This is a genomic window from Erythrobacter sp. HI0063, assembly GCF_001635685.1.
In the GTDB taxonomy this organism is placed as follows: Bacteria; Pseudomonadota; Alphaproteobacteria; order Sphingomonadales; family Sphingomonadaceae; genus Qipengyuania.
In genome coordinates this window covers 1-19,112 of the sequence record NZ_LWFF01000034.1, presented here as the reverse complement: position 1 = coordinate 19,112, position 19,112 = coordinate 1, and the positions used below count along the sequence as shown (strand labels likewise).

At 64.7% G+C, this 19,112-nt stretch carries 14 protein-coding genes, 1 tRNA gene and 1 pseudogene; 9 read left to right on the top strand and 7 right to left on the bottom strand.

Annotated features, from left to right (window positions below; translation table 11 throughout):
• The coding region (locus A3736_RS01565) for a MobA/MobL family protein (protein WP_156501922.1) at window positions 1-1,061 on the bottom strand (1,061 nt) is incomplete at its 3' end.
• Window positions 1,062-1,519: 458 nt separating this feature from the next.
• On the opposite strand from A3736_RS01565, the gene A3736_RS01560 reads away from it, so the two are divergent.
• The 7 genes from A3736_RS01560 to A3736_RS01530 all read left to right on the top strand — a co-directional run bounded on the left by A3736_RS01560 (window position 1,520) and on the right by A3736_RS01530 (window position 13,689).
• The gene (locus tag A3736_RS01560; RefSeq protein WP_067678364.1) at window positions 1,520-6,583 is read left to right on the top strand and encodes a hypothetical protein; all 5,064 of its coding nucleotides are present in this window, start codon (window positions 1,520-1,522) and stop codon (window positions 6,581-6,583) included.
• On the top strand, window positions 6,580-8,031 hold the full coding sequence (locus tag A3736_RS01555; protein ID WP_233999155.1) for an RES family NAD+ phosphorylase: 1,452 nt from the start codon (window positions 6,580-6,582) through the stop codon (window positions 8,029-8,031). Before A3736_RS01560 ends, A3736_RS01555 begins: the two co-directional genes overlap by 4 nt.
• A 161-nt stretch (window positions 8,032-8,192) precedes the next feature.
• Window positions 8,193-11,414 carry a tetratricopeptide repeat protein gene (locus A3736_RS01550; protein WP_156501921.1) on the top strand — a complete coding sequence of 1,074 codons (3,222 nt, stop codon included), beginning with the start codon at window positions 8,193-8,195 and terminating at the stop codon, window positions 11,412-11,414.
• Complete coding sequence (locus A3736_RS01545) at window positions 11,411-11,695, top strand: hypothetical protein (protein WP_067678361.1); 285 nt, start codon at window positions 11,411-11,413, stop codon at window positions 11,693-11,695. The genes A3736_RS01550 and A3736_RS01545 overlap by 4 nt, the downstream gene beginning before the upstream one ends.
• A 293-nt stretch (window positions 11,696-11,988) precedes the next feature.
• On the top strand, window positions 11,989-12,300 hold the full coding sequence (locus A3736_RS01540; RefSeq protein ID WP_156501920.1) for a hypothetical protein: 312 nt from the start codon (window positions 11,989-11,991) through the stop codon (window positions 12,298-12,300).
• Between the two features lie 583 nt (window positions 12,301-12,883).
• Entirely contained in the window at window positions 12,884-13,351 is a 468-nt protein-coding gene (locus A3736_RS01535) for a hypothetical protein (RefSeq protein WP_067678356.1), read from the top strand.
• Between the two features lie 5 nt (window positions 13,352-13,356).
• Window positions 13,357-13,689, top strand: a complete 333-nt coding sequence (locus A3736_RS01530) for a hypothetical protein (RefSeq protein WP_067678352.1) — start codon at window positions 13,357-13,359, stop codon at window positions 13,687-13,689.
• Here A3736_RS01530 and A3736_RS01525 read toward each other — a convergent pair.
• A complete protein-coding gene (locus tag A3736_RS01525) occupies window positions 13,683-15,413 on the bottom strand; it encodes a hypothetical protein (RefSeq protein WP_156501919.1) in 1,731 nt (576 codons plus the stop codon). The genes A3736_RS01530 and A3736_RS01525 overlap by 7 nt on opposite strands.
• Before the next feature lie 130 nt (window positions 15,414-15,543).
• Here A3736_RS01525 and A3736_RS16895 point away from each other — a divergent pair, with 130 nt between their 5' ends.
• Both A3736_RS16895 and A3736_RS18215 read left to right on the top strand, forming a co-directional pair.
• Complete coding sequence (locus A3736_RS16895; protein WP_156501918.1) at window positions 15,544-15,726, top strand: hypothetical protein; 183 nt, start codon at window positions 15,544-15,546, stop codon at window positions 15,724-15,726.
• Window positions 15,723-16,799, top strand: a pseudogene (locus A3736_RS18215) (recombinase family protein); the annotation flags it as partial. The gene A3736_RS16895 and the pseudogene A3736_RS18215, both read left to right, overlap by 4 nt.
• A 72-nt stretch (window positions 16,800-16,871) precedes the next feature.
• On the opposite strand, the gene A3736_RS17760 reads toward A3736_RS18215, so the two are convergent.
• The 5 genes from A3736_RS17760 to grxC all read right to left on the bottom strand — a co-directional run bounded on the left by A3736_RS17760 (window position 16,872) and on the right by grxC (window position 19,036).
• Complete coding sequence (locus A3736_RS17760) at window positions 16,872-17,027, bottom strand: hypothetical protein (protein WP_233999153.1); 156 nt, start codon at window positions 17,025-17,027, stop codon at window positions 16,872-16,874.
• Between the two features lie 291 nt (window positions 17,028-17,318).
• Window positions 17,319-17,395 (bottom strand) — tRNA-Arg (locus A3736_RS01510).
• A gap of 48 nt (window positions 17,396-17,443) precedes the next feature.
• Window positions 17,444-17,950: a DUF1178 family protein gene (locus A3736_RS01505; RefSeq protein ID WP_067678343.1), complete on the bottom strand. Its 507-nt coding sequence runs from the start codon at window positions 17,948-17,950 to the stop codon at window positions 17,444-17,446.
• Window positions 17,947-18,765 (bottom strand): carbon-nitrogen hydrolase family protein, encoded by an 819-nt coding sequence (locus tag A3736_RS01500; RefSeq protein ID WP_067678341.1) that lies wholly within the window; start codon window positions 18,763-18,765, stop codon window positions 17,947-17,949. The genes A3736_RS01505 and A3736_RS01500 overlap by 4 nt, the downstream gene beginning before the upstream one ends.
• A gap of 7 nt (window positions 18,766-18,772) precedes the next feature.
• Window positions 18,773-19,036: a glutaredoxin 3 gene (gene grxC, locus A3736_RS01495; protein WP_067678366.1), complete on the bottom strand. Its 264-nt coding sequence runs from the start codon at window positions 19,034-19,036 to the stop codon at window positions 18,773-18,775.
• Between the last annotated feature and the right edge of the window lie 76 nt (window positions 19,037-19,112).

Here is a 19,112-nt window from a genome sequence, read left to right as displayed (position 1 = left end):
TCGACATCGGCTACGAATTCGCCCTCCCGCGCGGTCCGCGTCTTGCGCTTGTCGAGCTTCTTCTGGGGTTTGTGGACGAGCCCACGCTCAGCATTCGAGAGATGCGTATAGTGCCGTTGGGTTCCTGCCCGTTCGAGGGTCGCGGTCATGATCTCGGCCACCCTGCGGCGTGCATGGCGCCAATATTCGCCGCCATCGAGGTCCGCGCGATAGTCCTTGGCGATCTCCCAGCCATAGGCCTCGGTGCGCGTCATCGGCCGCCAGCTGCCGCAGATATGGCCATGGAAATTGCGCTGATCCCCATCCGGATCCGGCCGGTGGAGCGCCGCGGCATAGGGCAGGCCATGACGGCCGAACAGTTCGTGCGCGACCGCTTTCAGGATTGCGACCCGCACCTCCTGCGGAACGTCATGCGGCATCTGGATGATGATATTGACGTTGATCTTCGCATCCGCCCGGCTCTCGCGCTGCGTCAGTTCGAGAACGTCCGCGCCCATGAGGATTTCGTCGAGATCACCGCCCATGTTGCTGAAGAATATCGACCTGCCCAGGGGATCGAGTTCGCAATGTTCCGCGTCGGACATATAGACGATCCTGCGCCCCGCGATGCCGAAGGAATGCCGCTTCGCGCCATCGTAATCGATCATCATCACGATCGCGCGTCGACCCTGCCGGTCGAGAATGGGCGCCTCGTAGGATGGCAGCGGAACCATGGCTTTCGATACAATTCGGCGCGGTTTGCGGCGGAATTCCTTGCGGTTCTGCTGCTCGACGCGGACCCGGATCTTCCTAGGCGGGAACCGTCTTTCGACCCGGTCGAGCTTGCGCTGAATCGCCTTGTTGATACGAGCCTGAAGCCGATCGTCGCGCAGGATCGCGGCCATCCTGCGCCGCTCGTGGCGGCTCGCCGAGACCGCATCGCGGCGGTGAATGGCGATGTCCTTCACCGCTGCCCGGGTCAGCGAGACGATGGTCCCGTCAAGCGTATAGGAATAGGTGCGCGCGAGGCCATCGCGCTCCTCGGCTGTTGGTGGTGTGGGGGTCCTTTTCGTTTGGCGCATGCTAAACAATTTCTCTCGCTAAGACCCCCACACCCCCTTTCTGTCCTTCTTGGTTCTTCTAATCCTGCAACCCAATGCGTAACCAATCTTCAGCAGCATGGGTTGGGTCTTCGGAAACACCTGATGATGTAGTTGTGAGAACGACCGGTGACGTCAGCTTCGCGCCCCCAATTTCGGACGTTCGGCGGACTTAGCATTGATCCCAAAACCCGCCGTTCCTTTATGCCGTCGCGATCAACAGGCTCGGGTGGGAACCGAACTCGTCGGACTATACTCGGCGACCGATTACCCGAAGGGACGCGGAAGGTGAGCTAGTGCAACGGTGTCAAACAGTGCGACGTCTGCTTCTTCGAGCGGCGTAGCTGACGGAACCACCGCGATCGACATCACGTTGAATCGCGGGCCGCCGATCACTATATTGTTTCGCAAGAATAACATCTTGCCGTCAGGTCATCAGCTTGCCCGTCTATGTCGCCGGAGGGGGCGGAACCCACCTCGAACCACGTGTCACCAGCCACTACCTCGCCGCGCTGATCGCGGAGGGCGGCGCGCGCGGCGTGCTTGGGACGGTCACGGCGGTGAAGACCCAACAGTCGGAGATCGACGCGCCGCTGGACGACCTCGTCGTCGATGGCCGCCTGCCCGACGGCACCCCGACGCGGCTAGACCTGCAGGTCACCACCACGCTGTCGTTCACCGACAGCGACGACAAGTGGGCTGACATCGTCCCCCGCGCCTGGGCCACCTTCAGGCGGACCGGGTTCAATCCCGACACCGACCGCATCGGCGTCGCCGTCAGCCAGACCACGACGAAGCTGGAACGCAGCGTGCAGCCGCTCCTCGCGCGCGCCCGGCACGCGGCGGATGCCGCGCAGTACCGGAAGCGGCTCGCCGTCGCCAACGGTTCGAACAAGGACCAGCGCGAGTTCCAGCGCATCCTCGATGAGCTGATCCGAAAGCGGGAGGCGACTGCCACCGACGCGGACATCCTCGCGTTCATGAAGTCGCTGACGATCATCGCCTTCGACCTCGACCAGGAGGACGCGTCGCGCGACCGGCTCGCCTCCGTCGACCAGCTGGCTCCCGTCGTCGGCGGGCCAGACGAGGCGCGGCGCACTTGGAGCAGTCTCACGGCGATGGCCAGCCGCATCATCCCGAGCGGTGGCGGCGTGGACCGCGCGACCGTTGCGCGCGAACTCCAGGTCGAGGGCGTGACCAGCGGTTCGGACCGGGCGCACGCGCGGCTCATCGACGCGCTGACCCAGGAATCGCATCACGCCCTGACGAGCATCAGGGACACGATAGGCGGACGGCGGATCAACCGCGACGTGGTCAACGGGCAGGTCCTCGACGCGCTGAGCGAGGTCAGGCTGGTGCGCGTCGTGGGCCAACACGGCGCGGGCAAGTCGGCGGTGCTGAAGCGGATCGCCCTCGACCAGCCGGCGGGCGCGCCAATCCTCGTGCTCCGCGATCTGCGGGTCACGGGAGGCGGCTGGCCGGCCCACGCCGCGAAGTTCGGCGCCGTCGTTCCCCTGACAACGACGCTGCGTGAACTCGGGCGTGGCGGTTCGCGCACGCTCTTCATCGACGGTGCGGACAAGATGGATGCCGCGACCCAGGTCACGGTCAACGACGTCCTGCGGACGATCTCCGACACCCCCGACCTGGACGACTGGCGGGTGATCATGACGATGCGCGAGGAGAACGCGCAGCGTGTGGACGGCTGGCTGGATCCCGACGCGAACGCGAAGCTCAGCTCGCGGACCATCCGCGTCGAGGGCTTCGACGACGGTGAGGCGGTCGAGGCGGCCGAGGCGATACCGCTGCTGCGGCCGCTGCTCGCCGACGCGCGCAACTACGACACCGTCCTCCGGCGGCCGTTCTTCCTCGACGCGCTATCCCGCCTGCCGGTCGCCGGCGGTGCCGAGGTCCGGTCAGAGGTCGATCTCGTCGAGCTGTGGTGGGCCCACGGCGGCGCGGACGTCGCCGACTTCGCGCCGGCGCAGGGGCGCCGGAACGTGCTGCTGAAGTTGGGCGAGCAGCTTCTCATGGGGCCAGGTGCTCCGTTGGCGATCCGCGACATCGATCCCGTCGCGCTGGACGAGCTGCTCCGGTCGGGTGTGCTGAGGCACGTCGACGAGGGCAGCACCGTGGCGTTCAGCCACGACATCTACGAGGAGTGGGTGCTCGAGCGCGTCCTGTTTGACCGGCGCGGGGACATCGCGACCGCGGTTCGCGACGGGCACCAGGACCTGCAGCTCGCCCGGCCCCTCCAGCTCCTTGCGGCCCACCTGCTCGAGCGGTCGCAGGACGGCGACGCGTGGGCCGCTTTGCTGGGCGCGTTCGGGGCCGACGACCTGCGCGCTACCTGGAGCCGCGTCGTCCTTTCGGCCCCCGTCCGGTCGGTCCGCAGCGCCGAGATGCTCGACCGCATCGAGGACTCGCTTATGCGCGAAGACGGACGGCTGCTCATGCGCCTGATCCTGTCGGTCCGCACGACCGAGACCGTGCGCGACCTGCGCTTTCTCGACGAGACGCAGTTCCCCGACCTGACGGGCGATCAGCGCGAGCAATACGCCTCCGAGGCGGCTGGACCGCAGGTCGTGAGCTGGATACGCCTGATCACCTGGCTCGTCCCGCGACTGGGCACCCTTCCGCGCGCCGTCGACGCGGAGCTGGTGCCGCTGTTCGATTCATGGGTGCTGGCGTTGCCGGCGCAACTCGCGAGATACGCGCTCGTCCCGGATATCGCGGCCTGGGCCAAGGGGCGCCTCGGGGACGGCGATACAGCCGGCAAGCCTGAACGCGGAGCCTGGACCGGACGCCGTGGCGATCGGGCACCCGCCCGAGCGTTGCTACTGAAGTCCGCGGCGGGTGATCCGGACACCGTTCGGAGCTACCTCGCCTCAATCTCTGACTACGCCCTTGACCGCGTGAGGAAGCAGATCGTTGACGGGAGCGCCGGTCTCGCCGCATCGCTACCCGCCGAGACTGCGGACTTCGTCCGCCGGGCCTACCTGCTCGCCCATGACCGTCGGCGCAGCGATGGCTACTCCTCGATCCGTGACCGCTCCGACGTCCTCGGCATCGGCGACGACCGCGACTTCTATCCGGCGTCGCCGTTGCGTCCGCCGTTCCTGCAGCTCCTGCGAACGGATGCCAGTGTCGGCCTGGCGCTGATCCGCGACCTCTGCAACCACGCGATGGAGAGCTGGCGACGGTCTTGGCGCCAGCGGGGCGAGACCCCGATACCGATCACCATCGACCTCGGTGAGGGCGACGCCGAGTTCTGGGGCGATGACGGCACCTATCGCTGGTTCCGCGGCGGATCGCACGTCCACATCCTCGACACGGCGTTCCTGGCGCTGGACGCCTGGGCGCACGAGCGCCTTGAGGCCGGCGACCCGCTCGACGAACTCTGCCGGCGCATCGCGCGGGGCAACGAGTGCAACGCGGCCCTTGGGATCTGCGCCGGTCTGGTGCTTGCAAACTTGGGTAGCGCCGCGACGAGCACGGTCGCGCTCGCGATCGGCACGCATCCGGCGCTGTGGACATGGGACATCGGTCGGCAGGTCCTCGACATGGGGTCGCAGGCCAACGAGATGGGGTACTGGGGAGGGTCGGCCTTTCTCGCCGGCGCGCTCTGGACGCTCAACCGGCTTCCCCACCGCCAACGCACCGTGCGCGACCTCGCGCCGTTGCTGGCGGGCCTGGCGCCCGAAGAGGTGAAGGCCGCCTACGCGTCCGCGATCGCCACCTTCCTCGACCGTGTCCCTTACTCAACCGCCGAGGAACGGGACGACCCGGAACGCGCGGAAACGCGCCGCTCATCGTTCGAGGCGCTGCGCCAACAGGCCGATCCGGCCAACCTCGTCCGCGAGGTGGTCGATGGCCGGGAATACATCTCGATTAAGCCGCCTTACGTCGAGGGCGAAGAGCACAAGGAGATGCTGGCCGGTCACGCGGCGCTCAATCGGGTCCTGCGGCTCTACCTCTGGGCTAGCGCCGCGGTCGAGAGCGGCGTGCCGGGTGGAGAGTTCACGCTGGACGACGCGTTCGACGAGATGGTGGCGCTGGACGAGGAGGACCTGTTCGACGAGGTCGCCCCCATCACCGACATGACCCGCCACAATGCGCAGTCGGCGGTGTCGGCCACCGCGGCCGTGATCGCGCGGCACGCCGAGGACGAGTTGTGGGCGAGGTCGGAGGAGACCGTCGTCGGGATAACCCGGCGCGCGGCGACGATGGCAGAGGTGAAGGACGAGCTGTCCATCCGCAGCGCCCACGTTACGGCCCACCCGCCGGCGATGGCGGCGCACGCCTATGCCTCGCTCATGCGCCGCCAGCCCTCCAATCCGGAGTGGCGAGAGGGGCTGCTCCAGCTCGCGGTCGACCCGATCGAGAAGGTCGTCGAGGCGGTGTACGACGCCGCGCCGGTCTTCGCGAACACGGTGCCCGAGATGGTCTGGGCGTTGTTCTGCCTCGCCACGCGCCGTGCCGCCCGCTCGCACGACAGCGGCCACGGCTTCCACTGGTCGCGGGCCGAAGCCCATCAGCAGTCGGAGATGGCCGACGAGATCGAGCGCGCGCTGGCGGCCGGTGAGACACCCAGTCCCGATCCGGCGCCGGCCTCGGCGGGCTCGCGGCCCAATGGCGACTACTACCGCTCCGACCTGCACTCCAACGCGTTCCGGCTCCCGATCCCCCCGATGCTCGCGCCGGGCACGCGCGATGCCCTGATCGCCCACGCGGCGTCCGCCCTGAACTGGGCGCTCGCCTCGCTCGGCGAGAGGGACGGGCGTGGGGACACGCCCTTTGAATGGCTGTTCGAGTTCGGCCGGTGGCTGGGTCGCCTGTGCGCTCTGCTGCCTGCGTCGGAAATCCGGACGCTCGTCATCGCGCGCGTCGATGCCGCGGCCCGCCGCGCCGGCGAAGAGGTCATGGACATGGTCGTGCGCAGCTTCATGATCGACCGCATGCTGCGGACTGAGGCGCTCGACGCCGGGACGCTCGAGAGCTGGGATCTCCTTACCGGCTGGATCGTCGATCGGCCCGTGTGGGCGGGAGAACCGGTCGATGCGGGCCAGCACGAGCGGGGCCTAGCCGTGTCGTCCTTCTTCTGCGCGGCGTCCGGCGGGATGGTCTGCGGCGTCGATTCCGCGTGGCCGAATCTCGACGCGGTGATGCCGATGCTAGACCGCGCGGCAGCCGCCTTCGGCGCGGAGAAGACCGCGTTTAACGCAATGCTCGCCCTCATGCGCGCGAGGCCCGACCGCCTGCTGCCCGATCCCGGCCTCGGCTGGATTGGCCGGGTCGTGCGTGCCCGGAGGTCGAGCCTCGATTTCTGGGAATACGCGTCGAACGGCGAGAAGGTGGTCCTTCTCCTGCGGGAGCTGATCGCCGCGCGGGCGCTCGAGCAGCACCACCGCGAGATCGTGGTCGAGGTCTCGGACGCACTTATCGAATTGGGCGTGAAGGGCGGCGCGTTCCTGCAACAGGACTTGGTGAGGCATGCCAGGTGACCGCCGACGTCGACGACGATGGCGAGCGGATGGTCTGCGCCGAATGCATCGGCGAAGCCTTCCTGAGTGCCGGCGTGACGGGCCGCTGCGGTGAGGCGATTTGTTTGTTCTGTGGCGAGATGGCACCGGCCATGACCGTCGACGAGCTCGCCGACGCGGTGGAAGCGGCCTTTTCCGTCCACTACTACCGGACCACGGACCAGCCGGACGCGTTCGAGTCCGCGATGCTCGCCGACCGCGAATCGGATTTCGAGTTCGAGCGACGCGGGGAGGATGTCCTGTGGGCGATCGCAGGCGCCGCCGAGGTGTCGGAAGAGATCGCGGAGGAGGTCCTCGAGATACTTTCGGAGCGGCACAGCGACTTCGACTCCGCCCCGGCCGGCGAGGAGTGCGAGTTCGATCCGGAGAGCCATTACGAACAGCGCGGCCCGGACGACGTCGAGTATCAGCTCGAATGGCGCAGCTTCGAGCGGTCGCTTCGGACTGAGACGCGCTTCTTTAACAAGGAGGCGGAGTCGCTCCTCGGGCGGATCTTCGACGGCGTTGGCAGCCTGACCACGGGAGATGGCCGTCCGGTCGTCAGGCTGGCAGGCCCCGGCGAGGAGCTGAGCGGTTTTCACAGGGCGCGGGTGTTCCATGGCCATGCGCGGCTGGCGCTGGCGCTCGAGCAGCCGGTGCGCGAGCTTGGGCCTCCGCCCAGCGAGATCGCAGTCGACGGGAGGATGAACGCGCGCGGCGTTTCGCTGTTCTACGGCGCGACCGACCCAGCGGCGGCGTTGGCGGAGGTTCGCCCCCCTGTCGGCAGCCGCGCGCTGGTCGGCAGGTTCGACGCCGTCCGGCCCCTGCGGCTGCTCGGTATCGACGCGCTGCGGTCCGTCTACATCGATGGGAGCGTGTTCGACTCCGGCTACATGGGCCGCCTCGAGCTCGCGAAGTTCCTGAAGAGCCTGAGCGGGCGCATGACCATGCCGGTGATGCCGGACGACGAGAGGTCCGAGTACCTGATCACGCAGGCGATCGCCGACTACCTCGCGTCGAACGTGGAGCTGGATCTCGACGGACTGCTGTATCCGTCGGTGCAGCGCGCAGGAAGTCACCACAACGTGGTGCTGTTCCGGAGGGCGTCAAAGGTCGTGCCGGCGGCGTTGCCCGACGGGACGGTCGTTTCGGCGAGCCTGGGCGAGATGGACGAGGACGACTGGTCGCCGGGCTACTCGGTTTTGGAGGTCGTTCCACCGCCGGATCCTCCGGCTCCACCCCGGCCGGAGTCGCTGTTCTGGGAAGGCCCGTTCATCGATCCCTTCGCCGCGCCAGATGACAACCGGGACCCAGCGCTGCGCCTGGAGGTGGACAGCCTAACCGTACACGAGGTCGCGGCGGTCCAAATCGTGACCAAGGCGACCCAAGTGACCCGTTACCGCAGTCAACGCCGCACGTTGGACATTTGACTTCGTGGCCTCGCGCTTGAAGATGGCGAGGTCCCTCATGCACTTCGCTGGATCGTCATGGTCGATCGAGCACCTGAGCATGAAGCGGAGCCAGCAGGGGTGAGCGCCACAGGGAGGGTTCGGGCTGGCTTAGGTGCGGCGCCCGTTCTATCTTCGTTCGCATGAGCGACGACCGAATCGAGGAGGGCGGCACCGAGAGACGGAAGCGACCGCCAACGCCTTCCTTGTTCATGCGCGAGATGCGGCCCGAGCTCTACTCGGACACCGTTGACCGTCCGCTCTACGTCCTCGACCGCGCCATGCTCGAGTTCCAGCTCGAGACCATGACGGCGCGCAACGAGCACCAGCGCTTCGAGATATTCTGCCGCAAGCTCTGCCAGCGCGTGATCTGCCCGCACATCCGCCCCCAAAGCGGGCCCGAGGGCGGCGGCGATGGCAAGACCGACGCCGACACCTTTCCCGTTGCAGAGGCGATCGCTGATCTGGGTTATGTCGGCAGTCCCGGACCCGACCGCGACGACTGGGGCTTCGCTTTCAGCGCGATGAAGGACTGGAAGCGCAAGGTTGTGAAGGACGTCGCGGGCATCGCCGGGACCGGCCGCAAGCTCGAGCGCGTCTACTTCGTCACGAGCCAGCCCGCACGTGCGGCCGACCGCGCCCGCATCGAGGCCGAGCTGGAGGCTGCCCACAGCATGCCGGTGAAGATCCTCGACCGCGCGTGGATCGTCGAGGAGGTGATCGACAGGGAGCGCAAGGACATCGCGCACGACTATCTGGGCGTTGGCCAGGTCGTGTCCGATCCGATGCGAATGGGACCGGAAGACTATTCGAGGCGCCGCCGCCTGGAGGACGTCGAGCGTGCGTTGGCCGATCCGTCCTCGTTCGAGGGCATGGAGCGCCAGCTTGTCACCGAGGCGATGGTCGCGGCGCAGCTGTCGCGCAACCTCGAGCTGCCGCGCCACGAGACGGATGGTCGACACGCCCGCGCGATCCGGCTCGCCGTCAAGCACGGGTCCGCGCGGCAGCAGCTAGAGGCGCGGCACGATGCGCTCTGGACCGCCTTCTGGTGGTTCGACGACGCTGCGGCGGTGTCGGATGGCTACGCCGGCATCGAGGCGGAAGCCCTCGGCGCCGACCAAGCCCGCAACATCGAGTTCCTTGTCCAGCTCCACCAGTTGCTGGTAAACGCGGTGCTCTACCGCATGCTATCGCCGGATGCCGCCGACCTTTCGGCCCGGTCTGACCGGCTGGAGGCCGCGTTGGAGGCGATGACGCGCGACGAGGGGCGCCCGAACCACCGCCTTGAAGCTCGCACCTCGCTCGCGGTCGTCCGCCTCGGTCGCTACTTCGCCGAGGGCAGGACGGGTGAACTGCCTGCTATCTGGGCAGAGCTGGGATCTATCCTCGACGAGGCCGCCGGCCTTGCGGAGTTCGATGCCGATCGTCTTGTGAGGCTGATCGACGTCGTATCCATCCCCGCCGGCCGCGATCCGACATACCGCGCCGTGGCAGAGCGGCTCGCCGATTTCGTGGCCAAGCGCACGTCCGACGCGGAAGGTGCGCTCATCCTCCTCCGGCAGGCTCTCCGGCTAGACTTCGAGGAGCGCTGCGAACGTATCCGGCTGCTGGGTCGCGCGGCGGTCCGTCTCGCCAAGCGCGAGCATGCCGAGCAGATGATCGAGGCCCATCAGCACCTTGCGATCGCCTACCGCGGGACTGACCTGTTCTGGGCGTCGCGATCGTCACTCCTGATGGCGGCGGCCGGCCTTGCCGCCGAAGGTGAGGAGTCGAGCGAGTTGCCTGTCGGCTTCGTGCCGACGGTAAAGATCTGGGCCTGGGTGGCCCTCCAGCTGAGACTCGTGCCGGAGCTGATCCTCTCGTTCCGCCTGCTGCGCATGGCGCTCGCCACGCTGCCGCTCGATGAGGCGTCCAAGGCCAGGGTCACGGAAGGCCTGGAGGAGCTGGACGCCGGCCTCGGCAGCAACATCCTCAACATGACCGATGCCGAGGTCGCCTCGCTCTCGCGCGCGCCGGACGCGCTGGAGGAGGCCGGGATGCCCGTCGCCCGGATGGCGCTGCTCCACGCCCTCGGCCATGAGGAGGTCCTCCGCGAGGACGAGGGCTACCGGGAGCTCGAGGCGGAAGGTGGGTTGCCGAAGTTCCTCGGGCTCCTCAAGGCTCAGCCGGTCTCGCGCGACCTCGTCGGCGGATTGGTCCTCAACTCGCCGGCAGGCCAGGTCCTCGAGACGTGCATCTGCGGACTGACAGTGGAGGTCGCGACCCCCGGCACTGATGCCGGGATCGTCACGGGACAGGCGCTGGTTGCTACGGTCGAGGCCATGCTGGCGACTATGATCGAGGACGGCGTCGGCCCGCACACCGAGCGGTTCCGTATCGACGTCGTCGAGACGGACGAGGACGGACCGAAGGTGCAGACCGATCCCAGGGGGATGCGCTCGATGGTTTCCTGGCCCAGGTCGCTGCCGGTCTGGGACTTCCCACGCCAACCAGACATCGGTGCGTTTCTCATACAGGTCGTGGGCGAGATGCTGGCGGCCACCTTCGCGCTGCCGAACCTCAAGGACGCGCTGTGGCGCCTGTTCGACCGCGGCAACGCGCACGACAGGGTGTCCAGCGTCCTCGGCTCGCTCAGCGGGCTGCAGCGCATCGCCGGTCGCCCCGTCGTCCGCCTCGATGGCGGCGGCCGCGACTATCCCATGCGGGAGCGGCCGGCGGTGGAGGAGGTCGAGCCGGCAGGTCCAGCCGACGACGATGACGGCAGGCCCGCGCGCGGAATGACCGAGGACGGGCGCCCGACCGTTTCGCGGCACCGGGAGGTCAAGGTGCAGTCGGTCATCGATATGCACAGCTGGGACGCGGCCAGCTGGAAGGGCATCCTCTACACGTCGCTCGACGACGACGTTCCGCCGGTGTTCGCGCTCGCGTTTCTCGACCGTGCGGCCGCCCGCCGGATCTTCGAACGGTGGCGGGAGCGGTTCGGCACGAAGGACGTGAACCATGAGATCAGCATCTCGATCATCCGCAACCTGCCGGGCCATCCGTCGACGCACTACGCCATCCAGATAACCAGCCGACGGCCGGACGACGGGGAGTGGGAGCGTGGCACGCTGTACCAGACGGTCTTCCGCATCCACGTCGTGGAGCCGGACGACGACGTGAACCTGGAAGGTTTCCTGACGAGGCTCCGCGCGGCCGGCTGCTTCATCCTCGCGCCCGCCGTGATCTCCGGCCAGGAGCCGGACCTGCTGACCGACCTCGTCATACTCAAGAGGTTCATCAACGTGGTCGACGCGGCCGATGTGGCGGAGCACGAGATCGAGCACGTGGGGCTCCAGACGATCGCGAGGCGCGACGCCGGATGAACGACCATGTCGCTGCATACGACGCGCAGTCCGAGCGGCTTGCCGCGGAATATGAGGCTCTCGACCCGTCGGGATACCGCGCCACCTACTCGACGCTGCTTCCGTCCGGTCCAGGCCTTCTGGCGCTCGACGTGGGCGCGAGCTTCGGGCGGGAAGCTGCCTGGCTGGCGGTTATCGGGTTCGAGGTCGTCGCCGCCGAGCCCTCGTCATGGATGCGCGCCGCGGGCATGGTCGACGCGGAGATGCGCAACAAGGTCTTCTTCCAGAAGCTGGGGATTTGATGAGGACCGCCGTGCGTGGATTGAGCGATGCCGACGTGCGGGCGCAGCGGCGAGGCCTAGTGGCATGAACGCGGCCGCTTGGATCACGCTCGGCCTGGGCATCGCCACGATCCTAGCGAGCGGCGTCACGTCTGCCTTCGTCACTAGCCGGCTGAATCGGAAAGGACCGCTTTGAGTTCCTGCGGGGAAAAGCGGAGACGCTTTATCTCGCGGTCGACCAGTACGCGAAGGTCCTCGGCCAGCATGCGCTCACCTACTATCCAGTGCTTCGCGGGGAGATCGACTGGAACCAGATGCTGGACCTTCAGATAGCCAGCGGCTCGAACCCGGGGAAGCACGAGGGCGCAGAGGTGATGGAGATGCTGGTTGCCCTCTACTTCCCCTCGGTCAGGCCCGCGTTGCACGAGTTGTTCGCCGCGCGCGACGCCTTCAACGAAGTCACTCACGCGATGAAGCGCGACAATAGGCGGTACGGCGAAGTTCCTGCTCAGGAGCACGGCACCAAGTTCCAGCGGGCGGTCGAACTCATGAACGAGCGCGGCGAGGCATTGCAGCGCGCCGTCGTCGAGACGGCACGCTTGACGGTCGGTACCAAGATCGCCTGATCCTCATCGTCGCAAACCGTCTTCCCTTTGGCGGATGCACTTCCTGGGACGTGGTAGTAACGCGCGATAAAGCTGCCGCAGCGGCGTTTCGTGGTCAGCGATGTCCGGATCTCGCTTGCTGTAGATTACGACGATCTCCGATTTCGCCAAGCTGCGCGTCCCTGCCGTGTCCTGGGCGATTAGGTAAAATGCGCCTCGAGCTCGAGCATTTTTTGGCTCGACGTCGCCCTTGATGAAGTAGTGAGCTTGCCCCATTCACCACGTGACCAGGTTGGAGCGGGCAAAAGCGAGCCAATAGGGCGGCACATTCTGATAAAGTTCTGCTAACTTTACGCCAAAAGCAGAAAAGTTGCTCTTGCGGCGTGAGCCGCGCCCACGTTCGTCAGCTTTCGGAAGCGGCTCGTAACGTCGCCAATGACCGATTTTGGGTCTTTGCGGTTTCAGCAGCGAGCTGAACGAAGGTCCGCTTTCCCCGCGTAAATGTCCAATACCCGACAGTCCGCAAACGGCCCAGAACCCGTCTTATTGGGTTGTTGGTTTCGCCCAGTCGTTATCTCTTTAATCGGATCGAAAGGAGATTTCGATGTCGATCAACGAGCGCCTCTATGCCTGCGCGAGCCTCGCCGGACCGCTGGTAGACGGCGACCTCGGGCACGCTGATGCCAATGCATTTCATGGCCTCCTGACGTTCGAGGCCGCCGAATTCGTCGAGCGCATTTCGCTCGTTCCTGGATGGTCCACGATGTCCACGCTCGATCTGATTATCGGCGTGGTGAAGGAAGACAATAGCGATCTTTCGTATCGTTTCGCGATAGCGCGATGGTCGAAACGCAAGGCTCAATACGATGAAGATTGCGCGTCATGGAAAGCCGCGGCCAACGAGAAAGACGATGGCTGGCGCGACAAACCGATGTCCTCGGCCCAGCGTTTCCTGATCGCCGACACGGCCAGACTGCTCGAAATCGAGATACCCGAAGCCATGAACAGGGGCGAAGCGGCCGACTGGCTCGACCGCAAAGGCGCCCACCTCCTTTACAAGCAGAATGGATAAGACCGATGAAAAATTACGAAATGTACCGCCCGAATGGTGAAAAGGTGTCGGTAGGAACGATGCGTATGGCGCTCGGGATCAGCAGCGAATTCAAGGCGACGACCCTGCGGTGTGTCGAGAAACTCGATAATCCCGAAACGATAAGCGACGAATTTTACGCGTCGTGCGATGCGTTGTTCGCGCGCTGGAATCACAACCATAAGACCATCGAACTGATGAAGGCCGACCCCGAATTTCAGGCAGAGAGTAGAAGGACGGCCTACGCTCTGAGCCTCCTTCAGATCGCTGATATGGCGGGTAAGTGCGAGGAAGAAGGTCCGCCGCTCGCCGATCAGTGACGGACGCCGCGGGAGAAGCGTGGAAATGGCGGATCGAGCAGAGCCATCATTTCGCCGATCGTCTTAGGGCCGGGTCCGACCATCCCGGCCCTGGCATGCTTTCCCTGTTTCCCCGTGAGGGTGACCCCGGCCAATAGACGAATGCGCTCCTGAATCCGGATCCAGATCGGATCGGTGGAAAGCAAGCTCATGCTGTGGGCGAGATAGCAGAAGATGCGCGTCGATCGTTCGAGTTTTCCGAGCCGGTGAACTTCATGCGTCAGCGCATAGAGATATCGGCGCCCTTCAAGGAACATGCGAGCGCTGGAATCGCGGCTCCATTCCGCGGTGACCAGCAGCTTCCACATGAACTTATCGCGTTCCAGATCCTGCCAGGTCGAGGCAGCGAAACCAGCACCGTGCCCGAAGTCCCCGGACTTGCCGAAGGCGAGGCGGATGACATCATCAGCATGAATAACATGATGGACGCGGCGGTTCGCCTCGCCAGGCTCGCAATATCCCGTCGCCTCGAGCAGGACATTGGCGAAGCTGGCCAGCCTGTCGGGCATGATCTTTCGCCCAGCAAGATCGGCGACAGCCTTTGCGACGTGAACGGCGATGTCCCTTCCGTCCAATCCATAGAAGCAGGCGAGCTCGTCCTTGCGCAGTCCACCCCTTAAGTCGATGCGATTAACAGCGGTAGCACTTGTTGACGGCCAGATGATCGGCGGTCGACCTCCAATCGGCAGTCCGAGCCTGGCTTGGTCGATGAAGTCTTGCACAACGGTCCCGACATATTCCGTGTCCGGGCCGGTAAATTTGGAAAAAGCTGCAAGCGTGCGAAGGTCGCTGCTCTGTTTTTCAAAACGGAAAGCACCGGGATGTCCTCCCTTCCAATCCATGTGATAATCGAGATCATCGAACGCGATTTTGCGCAGCGAATAAACCGTGTGGTTGGCCCGACGCAGTATCTCCCGACCGCACCCTGACGAACGCGCGGTATTCAGGTCCTCAGCTATACGCTTCATGACCGATTGTCTGAACGGATCGCGGGCGGCCAGAACCTTGAGAATGGCGCTGCCGCGGCGAAGGGTACGAAGAATACGAAAAACCGAAGCGATCGAACAGGCGAGCTCCGGGAAGTGGTCGGATCGCCATTGGGCTGACAGGCTCTTTGTGCCCTTCGCGTAGTCGAGCGAGGGCAATTTCTCGATCGCAAGATCAATCTCTTCGCTGAGAAGCAGCAGAAACATCGCGGGGTGCGTGCCACGAATATCTGCAAGGAATGCAGCGATCGCGTCGATGTCTACGCCCACAACAAGCCTAAATAGCCGCTCGCCGTAAAACGCGTCCGCCACCGTCGAATGAAGATAGGCGGCGATCTCTCGCCTGGTCTTCGGCAAATGCGGGAGTCGACCATCGTGGCCATATTGGTTTTCGACCCTCGCCAGCTTCCCCTGGTGAAAGTGGTAGAGGGGCGAGAAGTACAGAAGCGGAAGCTTCACCCCAATTGGTGCCGCCTCTTTCCCTGGCGCCAAAGGCGCTCCGATGGCCCGGGCGATATATCGCCCTCGCGCGATATGATGGGGTTCAAGGTTAATCGACGAGAGCGGGATCTTGCCGTCCTGCCACTCCATCAGCTGCTGGGCGTAATTTTGGATATCCGCACGAGCAGGGTCGTGATCGCGCATGACCAGCCGCCGATCTATGTTGATCGCATCCTGAGCAAGGTCGTCGTACATCATTGGATCTTCCAGGTCGTTCGGTTGTCGACCTATTTTATGATGAACGACATTTTACGCCAACACGTGCGTGTTCAGTCTACCGATATTGGGTTGTTGGTTCCGACCTCAGGCTCGGTCGCATACCGGGACCATGAGCCGGAGCGATCCATCTCCCAACGACTATCAGCTTGCGCATGATTCATTGCGGGACGGCTTCATCGTGCATGATGAACTGTCCGCTGAGTTCCCTATAACGGAAGAGGAACTGCTGTGGCTCAGCGAGCTGTTCGCCGCGATCCTATCGCACTCCGCCAAGGACAATGACTTGCAATGACCGACGTTCTGCCTGCCGCCGGATACATCCGCGTTTCCACCCGAAAGCAGGCGGAAGCCGGAACGTCGATGGACGAGCAGCAGACCGGCATCGCGCGGGAGGCCAAACGGCACGGCTACACCATCGTCCAGTGGTATATCGATGGCGGGATCAGCGGCCGCTCCGCCAACCGTCCGGAGTTCCAGCGCCTCATAGCCGATAGCTGCTCGAAATCCCGGCCCTATACCGCGGTGTTCATCTACAACTTCTCGCGCTTCTTTCGGGACGATTATGAAACCGAAGGCTATCGTCGCAAGCTCGAGAAGAACGGTGTGGACCTGCTGAGCGCGACGCAGCACATCACCCCTGGACCCCATGCACGATTGCAACGGGCGATCATCACGGCAATGGATGCCGCTGCCAGCGACATCAACGCCGAGCAGGTGACGGCGGTCATGCGCCGTAATGCCGAAGACGGCTTCTGGAACGGGTCGCAGCCTCCGCTCGGTTATGAAACCTACACCGCGGAAATCCGTGGCAAGAAACACAAGAAGAAGCTCAGAGTCGTCTCGTCAGAGGCCGCGACCGTCGAGTATGTCTTTGGCGCTTATGTCGGCGTTGGCGGCAAAGCCTCGATGGGCGTCGGCAAGCTTTCCCAGCACCTTAATGAAAAGGGTGTGAGCTACCGTGGTCGCAAGTTCACGCCCGCGCTGGTTCATACGATCCTGACGCGCGAGACATATGTCGGTCGCCACTATTACAACACGAAGGACAGCCGCACGAATACGAAGCGTCCGCGCGAGGAATGGATCGAGGTCGAAGTCCCCGCGATCATTCCGCAAAAGACGTTCGACAAGGTCCAGGCGATCCTCAAGTCGCGCGACCCCAGAATGACGCCGGCGCGTTCGCATTCGAGTCCGGTGCTGCTTTCCGGCCTTGGTCGTTGCGGCAATCCGGGGTGCGACGGCACCATGATGCTGATGACCGGTAAAGGCGGCCAGTATCGCTATTATGCCTGTTCCAACGTCCGCCGGAAGAAGGATCGCACCTGCGGCGGCAACAATGTTCCCATGCAGCAGGTGGACGACGCCGTCGTCGAAGTTCTCGAGCAGCGTTTGCTCGATCCTGCCCGCCTCGAAAAGCTTCTGGCGCAGCTCCTTGAGCGCTCAGCTGGTGCCGATGCCAAGCGCAAGCGCGACATCGTCACGCTTCGCAACGAACGCACTGCCGCTGAAACCGCCATCCAGAGGCTCTTCGAATCGATCGAGGCTGGACTGGTCGATCCGACCGACAAGGATCTCAAGAAGCGTCTCGCGGGCCACCAGTCGAGACGCGCCGCCCTCGACGAGGAGATTAATCTTCTCAAACGCCAGTGTGGCGACAAGCGGGGACGCATTGACAGCGAAACCATTGCCGCTTTCGCTGCTGGGTTTCGGAAGAAGCTCACTGATCCCAGCGATCCCGCGCTCCGAAAAAGCTACGTGCAGGCCTTCGTCAGCGAGGTCGTGATGACCAAGGAGCGCCTCACCGTTCGCGGTCCGGTGGCTAGCTTGGTTCAGGCGGTAAGCACGCCCAACGCAATCGATGCGCCGGTGCGTACTTCCATGGTAAATTGGCGCGCCCGACAGGATTCGAACCTGTGGCCCCCAGATTAGGAATCTGATGCTCTATCCGACTGAGCTACGGGCGCCCGGCTCTCGTTTAGCAGCCTCGGCGCGAGGCGCAATCGGAGCCGGTGTCAATTCAGCTCGTCGGGTGGAGTGACCGGAACGAGAAGAGGCTGCACCGCGATGCCTTCTTCCATCAGATCGCGCGCCTGTTTCGCGCTCGTCTTGCCGTGGATCGGTTTCTCGTCCTTTTCGCCGTAATGCATGGAGCGTGCTTCGTCGGCGAATTTGTCGCCGACCCAGGCGCTTTGCTTCAACATCTCCGCCTGCACTTTCGCGATCTTGGCGAAGGCTTCGACAAGTTTCGGCGGAAGGGCTTGGTTCGCCACACTGTCGCCCTGTGACTGTGTTTGGGCTGACCTATTCTCCTGCTCGGCCTTCGCAGGTGCCACGTCTCGCGCCGCGCCGTCACCCTTTTTACCGATAGCGGGCGCCATGGGGGCCTTGATGACCTCCTGCGTTCCGCAGCTGGGACAGGCGAGCAGACCGCGCGCCTGCTGGTCCGCGAAATCGCGCGACGATCCGAACCAGCCTTCGAAGCGATGGCCGTTCTCGCAATCGAGGTCGAAAACGATCATGCCGGGATAGCCCGACGGTTTGCGAGGCTGGGTACTTGAGCGCGCACCTCCTCGATCCGCGCCGGATCGATATCCGCAAAACCGACGCCCGAACGCTCCCCGCCCATATCGAGCAGGACCTCGCCCCAGGGGTCCACCACCAGGCTGTGCCCATAGGTACGGCGGCCATCCTCATGCTCGCCCACCTGCGCGGCGGCGATCACGAACGCGCTCGCTTCGATCGCGCGGGCGCGCTGGAGGATGTGCCAATGCGCAGTACCGGTGGGAACGGTGAAGGCCGCCGGGATGGCGATCGCATCGCACTGCGCCCGCCCTAGCGCGTCGAACAGCGCCGGAAAGCGAATATCGTAACAGATGGAAAGGCCGAGGCGGCCAAGGGGAGTGTCATCCACCACACCGGGCTTGTCGCCTGCGCGATAGACATTTGATTCGCGCCAGCTTTCGCCGCTTGCAAGATCGACGTCGAACATATGCATCTTGTCGTAAGATGCGCGGATGTTACCCGCCGGGTCGATGACGAGCGCACGATTGGCGCGCGTCTCGTCGGGATTCACGAAGGCGAACGAACCGAGCGAGAGCCACAGACCGGTTCGCTTTGCTGCTTCGCGCATTTTCGCGAGCGTCTCGTCGTCTTGCTCGCTCCGCAGCATCTGACCGGAGCGCTCCCTGTCGCGATCGAGCAGATTGCTCATCTCGGGCGTGAACAGCATCGCCGCCCCGCCCTCTGCCGCTTCGTCCACAGCTCGGACCAGTGCATCGGCGTTGTCCACGGGATCGACGCCTGTGTTCGCCTGAAAAAGCGCGATGCGTGTCATCCGATCGTCACCCGGCGAGCAGCGGCTCGAGCTTGCCCTGCTTTTCCAGCGCCGCCAGATCGTCCGATCCGCCCACATGCGTGTCGCCGATGAAGATCTGCGGCACGGTGCGTGCCTCCGGCGCCCGCTCAAGCATCTCGGCGCGCTTCGGGCCGCCCATGGTGATATCGTGCTCGGTGTATTCCACGCCCTTTTCGTCGAGCAGGCGCTTCGCCCGGCTGCAGAAACCGCAACCGAATTTCGTGTAGATCGTGACTTCGGGCTTACTCATCGAAAAATGATCCTTCGTGTTTCGCCGGTGCGTCGCAGGCCTGTCCGGCAGCAACCCCATACCGCGCGATCGGGTT